The 6,721-nt window shown below is 43.8% G+C and carries 5 protein-coding genes; 2 read left to right on the top strand and 3 right to left on the bottom strand.

Features of this window, described 5'->3' with window-relative positions; translation table 11 throughout:
* Positions 1-153 precede the first annotated feature (153 nt).
* Positions 154-2,538 (top strand): signal peptidase I, encoded by a 2,385-nt coding sequence (gene lepB, locus F6K38_RS44200; RefSeq protein ID WP_287356916.1) that lies wholly within the window; start codon positions 154-156, stop codon positions 2,536-2,538.
* A 90-nt stretch (positions 2,539-2,628) separates the two neighbouring features.
* Here lepB and F6K38_RS16000 read toward each other — a convergent pair whose 3' ends face one another.
* Positions 2,629-3,000: a WD40 repeat domain-containing protein gene (locus tag F6K38_RS16000; protein ID WP_008185188.1), complete on the bottom strand. Its 372-nt coding sequence runs from the start codon at positions 2,998-3,000 to the stop codon at positions 2,629-2,631.
* Between the two features lie 37 nt (positions 3,001-3,037).
* Positions 3,038-4,417, bottom strand: a complete 1,380-nt coding sequence (locus F6K38_RS15995) for an RNA-guided endonuclease InsQ/TnpB family protein (protein ID WP_044493431.1) — start codon at positions 4,415-4,417, stop codon at positions 3,038-3,040.
* 55 nt (positions 4,418-4,472) lie between these two features.
* On the opposite strand from F6K38_RS15995, the gene F6K38_RS15990 reads away from it, so the two are divergent.
* Positions 4,473-4,625, top strand: coding sequence for a plasmid mobilization protein (locus F6K38_RS15990; RefSeq protein WP_008185190.1), 153 nt, complete (start codon positions 4,473-4,475; stop codon positions 4,623-4,625).
* 290 nt (positions 4,626-4,915) lie between these two features.
* On the opposite strand, the gene F6K38_RS15985 is transcribed toward F6K38_RS15990, so the two are convergent.
* Positions 4,916-6,670 (bottom strand): AAA-like domain-containing protein, encoded by a 1,755-nt coding sequence (locus F6K38_RS15985; RefSeq protein WP_287356914.1) that lies wholly within the window; start codon positions 6,668-6,670, stop codon positions 4,916-4,918.
* Positions 6,671-6,721: the final 51 nt, after the last annotated feature.

The following is a 6,721-nucleotide window of genomic DNA, read 5'->3' as shown; positions in this document are numbered from 1 at the left end:
CAGTGCCTTGAAAGCTGGTGGTGTCAGTGCTTTTGAGCAACTGCTGAACCATCCGGCTGCTAGTTTTGTTATCGGTGCCCTGCAAGATTTGCAGGAAACTCAGCAATCTTAACACCAAACTACACCTTGATCACTGTAGCTTGATTAACAGTCGTGACTGAAGAACGAAAGCGGCCAGAGCGTGAAATTAAGACAGGACGTAATTACCGCGAGACTGATTTTGCTGACCACGGTGTGTATGTTGAGGGTAATTACATTAATCATCGGGAGCAGCCAAGACATGTGCCAGCTCCCCTTTGGAGAGAATTACTAGGCAAGCTAATTGGCTGGCTTGAGCGTGATCAGTATGCTGCTAGTTGCAATCGCAAAGACTTACTGAAAGCAGTTAAGCGGGAGGTAACAACTCGACTCCAGGATTCTCTGCACCAAGACCAGTTAGAGATTAATCTCTATCTGGAATTACCCATGGAGGAGAGCAAGGGGGCGGTAGAACGTGACCAGCGACAGAAAGTAATTCCCCTAGCGCCTCAAACCTCAGCAATGGAGGTATTTGAACGACCAGATGTGCAAGGTCGGTTACTAATTTTAGGGGAACCGGGGTCTGGAAAAACGACCACTTTACTAAGACTAGCAGAGGATTTAGTTAAGCAAGCAGAACAGAATCATGCTGCACCGGTCCCGATCATCTTCGAGCTTTCTGCCTGGAAAAGTGATCAGCAACCCCTTGATCAATGGTTAGTGGCTCAACTCAAGGACAATTACAGCATTGACGTAAAAATTAGCCAACAATGGCTGAAAAACCATCAACTACTGCCCCTTCTCGATGGTTTAGACGAGTTAGGCATACCCCGTCAACGGCTGTGCATCACCAAAATTAATCAGTTTTTCAAGCAAAACATCCAACGCCGTGGGGTGGTTTGCTGTCGCCTGGAGGAATATCAGCAGGGAAAAGTCAAACTGCGTGAACTTAATGGGGCTTATTGTTTGCAGTCCCCCAATAAAGTCCAAATCCAAAATTATCTCCAGCGCCTAGGTAAACCGAAGTTTTGGCAACTGCTATCCAGTGATGCTCAGATGAGAGAAATGGCAGATAAACCCCTGTTTTTAAACGTGATGGTGACAGCATACCAGGGGCAGCCGATTACCAATGAGGCACAACTGTGGTCAGCCTATGTGGAGGAGCGCTTAAAGTTACCCCTTAATCCGAAAAACTATCCCAAGGGAGTTCCTTATGGGGATGAGGAGACTAGACATTGGTTGACTTATCTAGCTCGGCAATTAGTAGCCGATTCAACCACTGAATTTCTCATTGAAAATATGCAGTCATATTGGTTAAAAAAAGGTCGGGAAAGAATTGCGTTTAGATTAATTTTTGGGCTGATTTTTGGGCTGATTTTTGGGCTGATTTTTGGGCTGATTTTTGGGCTGTTTTTTGAGGAATTTAAATACTACGAACTAAATGCTGAAGCTTTTGCTATAACTACTTGTTATTGCGTGAAATCTGGGCTGTTTTTTGGGCTGTTTTTTGGGCTGAGTTATTGGCTGATTTTTGGGCTGTTTTTTGGGCTGATTTGTGGGCTGATTTGTGGGCTGATTTTTGGGCTAAAAACAGAGATTAAAGTTTTAGAAAAACCTAATCAAAGTATAAAAGAATCGTTTAAAAGCACGTTTATTATTGCCCTGTTTGCTTTTCAGGCTGGGGCATTAATTGATCCCCTTATCTCCATCGTTACAGAAGCTAACGTTGATTTGACTAGCTCTTTAAGAATGGGTTTACTTGTAGGCTTGAGTTTGGCACTAGGAACTGGGGGTCAAGACTTGATACGGCACTTGACCCTGAGGCTGATTTTATGGCAAAGGGGAGCAATTCCTTGGAACTATGCCAAGTTCCTCAGTTATGCCGCAGAACGGCGGTTGATTCAGCAAGTGGGAGGGCGTTATCGTTTTATTCATGATGCCCTGCGTCAGTATTTTGTGGGGAATAAACCTGTTCCAGCCCCCCTGATTGAACGTTCTAAAAACCCTGGTCTGGGCTATATTCTGTTGGGATTTTCTCTGTTTGTTGTTCTAATTCTCACTATCAGCATCTATAGGGTTGACAGTGGGCTAAAATCAACGGTAGTACCAGTAGTCCAGAGCGGTGATGTGGTTCTCACGGATATGGTCACCCGTCATTGGCGCAAATTCCACCACGGAGATGTAATTGACTTTTGGGTTAACAAGGATTTGGCTAAGCAAGGCTTTAATGGTAACAACTACATGATGCGGATTGTGGCGTTACCTGGGGAAACGTTTGCCATTAAGCAAGGAGAGGTTTATGTCAATGGTCATCTGCTGCAAACTGACTACATTCAAGGAATTCCCATCCAAGATTACCAAGAACTAGAGATAGACATCCCCTCTTGTTGCTACTTAGTTTTGGGTAAAAATCCAGATGATCAGGATAAGTTGTTGGTGGGCTTGGTGGATAGGGAGCAAATTTTTGGTAAAGTCTTATTCCGTCTGTTTCCCCTTGGGCGATTTGGCCGGGTGGATTAATATCATGTCCGGTTGAATACTTATACTAAGGGCAAAAGCAAGGCAGAAGGCAGAAGGCAGAAGGCAGAAGTAAAGAAGTAAGGTTTGTCCTCACTCGTGATGAGAATGGCTATATCTCTTTTCAAGAGCACTTTGGCAAGCAGACTCTAATTCTTCCATCTCAGGATGTGTAGCTAGGTAATCATCAAGCCAGTTGCAACCTAGCCTCATCAAATTATCAAGATCTAGCTCCAAATTCCACAACTTTACCGTGTTATCAGACCCAGCAGAAGCGAGCAATTTACCATCAGGGCTAAAACTCACACTGTTAACCCAATGACGGTGACCAATTAAGGTTTGCAGTTCCTTTCCTGTGGTCACATCCCATAGCTTTATCCTACTGTCAAGACTAGCAGAAGCTAAGAGCTTGCCATCAGGGCTAAATTTGATACTGGTAAGCTGGTTGTTGTGACCACTTGACATCTCCCCTGGTTAAAACACAGGGGATTCTACAAGGTTGTTACGAAGTGGGTTGAAACCGCACTTCTTCACATCTTGTCCTGTATGATCTATTCATTGAGGTGAAAAGGTCATACCGGTGTGGGAGTGCCAAAACTCCCCTACCCACCTTAGCTAGGTCGATTTTTAGCTGTGTGGCTACTTTTCGGGCTATGTTAGCGGCTCCGTTACAATCCGCATTTACTAGCCACCCAAAAGAGGTTTTATATAATCCGCGCCTAACTCGTTTACCCGACGGTTTCCATCCTTTGGGTTTTTCGCCAATTTTTGGGAGGCTGTCGTCGTCAAGAAAGGACGCTTTACTGGTGTACGATTCTTCAGTGATTGTGAGTTTTATTCCATACTCTGGACAAAGTTGTTTTAACCGTTCGATTAGCCTTTTAGTGGGGATTACAACGAAGTTCTGATTACCCCGTTTGCCCATGTTAGAACGGTCTTTCTGCCTCTCGTTCCAACCAACGATCAAGTTTCCGATTCGATCATTTAGGCACCTATTGATGATGAACCTAGCAGCCTTGTTGATCCCATCTCTCATCTGGTTATTTCTCTTTCGCTGAACCCGATCCAAGTTAGCGTCCCAGTAAAAATCAGACTTACCTGCTTTGTATTTGGCTACTAACCGGCAGTATGCCTGATTCAGTGACTTTAGCTTACGACCGTCGATAATTAGGCTTTTACCGTGAGTCGAAACACCTGTTAGCCAATTATCCCCGCCGTGATCGAAACTCCAAGCCTGGGAGTAGTCAAGATTGGGGTTGTCAGAGACTGGTTGCTTTCCGTCGTCAATAACCCAATCAATCCACAATTCTCCTAAATATGGGCGAACAGTAACCTCTTTTACCCAGTCTGGATCTATGAAATCTGGCGGTTCTAGGGCTATTTCAGTGATCAACTCAGGCTTTGTCTCTTTGCTGATGGATGGGTAAAACAAACCTGACTTGTAATTGAGAGCTTGCCTGGGAAAAGTCACAGCTGCCAATCCGCCTTTCTTTCTGTATCTTAGTAGCTTTGGTCGATCAACATTCCCTTTGTAATAATGGCCAACTAAGTGATTATAACTATTGATTGATTCGGCTACAGTCTTGAGGGTTTGCTGAGCTGATTGAGCCGCCATCGCCCTGTAATGATGATTTTCCTTTAAATTCTTGCAGAGTTCGGCATGCTTAATGCTGCATTTATAGGTCTTCCACCCATATCTAAGATCATCCCCTCGCCAATAGGTTGTAAAAGCTTCTTCTTTTTGCTCTAACCAACTGTAGTGTTTCTGTTTGGTGTAATAGATAGCACAATTTAATAAGCTATTAGCTTGCTGGCATTGAAAAACCCAAAAGGCTCGCTCTTCGTCCGTGAAGTTTGCTTTTACTGGAATCGTCTTGTACATCTTATCACCTCCCACTATAATCGTAACAAATGTACGCGCAAATGGTAACTCACAAATGAAAGACGAAAGATTGATGATCCGAATTACCAAATTTGAAAAAATGCAGTTAAAGCAGGAAGCAGAACGGCGTGGTATGACTCCATCTGAGCTGATCAGAAGCCTAATAGCCAGATTTCCTGAACCTAAGCAGAGGGACACGGCGGGTTAAAACCCGTCGCGTCCGGAGACGAAACCTTAGATAATGGAGCCTTAATCAATAAGTTTTAACCTTTTTTGCATAACCAATCAACCATAAAGGCTCCATTATCTTACGGTAACTTCTAACCGTTTCATCCTCCCCTTGAAACCAGGGTAAGCGCAAGAAAAAATTGCCCATAATGTGCATTGGCTGGATATCGGTTGATCGTGGCTCGAAACCCCTATAATCTCGTAGAACTTGATTCTCAATAGAGTTTAATAGTTGAGAATGAACCCAGTTTTTTCTCAATAAGCTACAGCTTATTGATTCTTGCGCTTACCCTGCCCTTGAAACAGGGAGGCTCTCACGTTCCCGGATATTTTGGTAGTAAGGTAAATTGCCTGACGGAGGGTATCAATTACCTGCTTACGTGTCTCTGGTTCCACTGGCTGCCACTTTTCCATGCCTCGTAGTTTTTGTCCTGCTTGCAGGGCTTTCCACAGAGACTCAAAGGGACTGGAGTCCAACGCTTTTTGGGAGTTGACACTAAGCAGTGATAGCTTTAATTCTGCAAGCTCCCGTTTGGCTTGTCTAACTTGCAATCCGACGACGGTGGCAACTAACAACAAAATTGCCAGAATGCCAGAACCAATACCAACGATCATCTTGGCTGTTTGTTTCGCTTTGGTTAATTCGGCTTTAGCTTGCTGTTGCGCTTTGGTTAAAGTTTGATTGGCCTGGGCTAAGAGCCGACTTTCTCCTTGTTGAATAACTAGATTAATTTCAACTTTTCGCTTCTCAAAATCCTGACTCGCCCCTAAAAAACGATAATCAATGGGACTTAAACTTTTATCACTCGCCCATTGCAAGGCATCTTGCAATGCTTGACCGTGCAATAGACGGGATTCATCTTGATAATGGGAAGCAACCCAAGCCGTGAAATTTTCCGAGTAAGGACGCAGCTTTTCTAATTGCTTCTCTACCCATTGCTGATTGAAAACTTGCTGGTAAATTCGGTTATAGACCCTTAATTTACCCTGCTGTTGTACCACTAATCCTGCTAAACGCAACTCTGTTTGTTCAACAGAAGAGTCAGCAATGATTTCTCCTTGCAGTAGAATCTGTTGATAGATGCCGAGGAGCCTAGCAACACCTTGAGGATTACGGAAGATGCGATCGCGGATTGTCCGCAAATGTTCGGGTTCGTCTTGTGCTTCCCAATTCTCAATGATCTGCTTGCGTACTATCTCCTCAAGGGATCGGGAACTCACAATTCTATCTTTGTCTGCTTCTCGAACTACAAGCTGACATAGTTTTTGCGTCAGAAATGGCTGTCCTCCTGTCCAAGCGAGGATGTCTGCTAAAATCCCTTGCGGCTGATCTACTTTTCCTGCTAAACCTTTAGCTAAAGGTTGGGATTCCTGTAATTTAAATCCTTGTAGTTCTATGGCCTGACCAATATTAAAAGTAGTTTGGGTTTTATCTTTAATCAAATCGCTGGGAGTTGCCACTCCCAAAAGGGCAAAAGTCAGACGACGATAGGCAGGATTATCTACTCGCCGATTGTAAAAAAAGCGGATTAAAGCAAAAAAATCATCTAACGAGAAATTTAGACTTAAAACGCGGTCTATTTCATCAACAAAAACGACAATATTTTCTTGTGTTTCTGTTAAAAAAATATCCTCAATAAACGAATGCAAGCGCTGTATGGGCGAAAGTAAATCTCTGCGTTCCCGCCACCAAGAAAGCCAATTAAATTTTTCTTTGAGCGGGTGGCTACTAACAATAGAATAGATAATTCCGGCATACCATTTTTCGGGAGTAATACCCTCTTTGCCAATCCCGGTCAAATCAACAAAAGCACAAACGATCCCTTCTGCTTGTAGCTTTTCCATCACCCGCACGCGCAGGCTAGATTTACCCATTTGTCGGGAATTGAGAACATAGCAAAGTTGTCCGGCTTTTAAGTTGTGATAAAGTTCCCAGTCGGCTTGTCGCGTCACGTAACTCGGTGCATCAGCCGGAAGACTACCACCAATATGATATTCGTAATCAGAGTGTGAATTGTCAGTCATGGCAGCACAGCACATCTACTGCGGGATATAGCTATGATGGCATAAATTTGC

The organism is Moorena sp. SIO3B2 (genome assembly GCF_010692525.1).
Lineage (GTDB): Bacteria > Cyanobacteriota > Cyanobacteriia > Cyanobacteriales > Coleofasciculaceae > Moorena > Moorena producens.
This window is presented reverse-complemented; position numbering and strand designations above follow the sequence as displayed.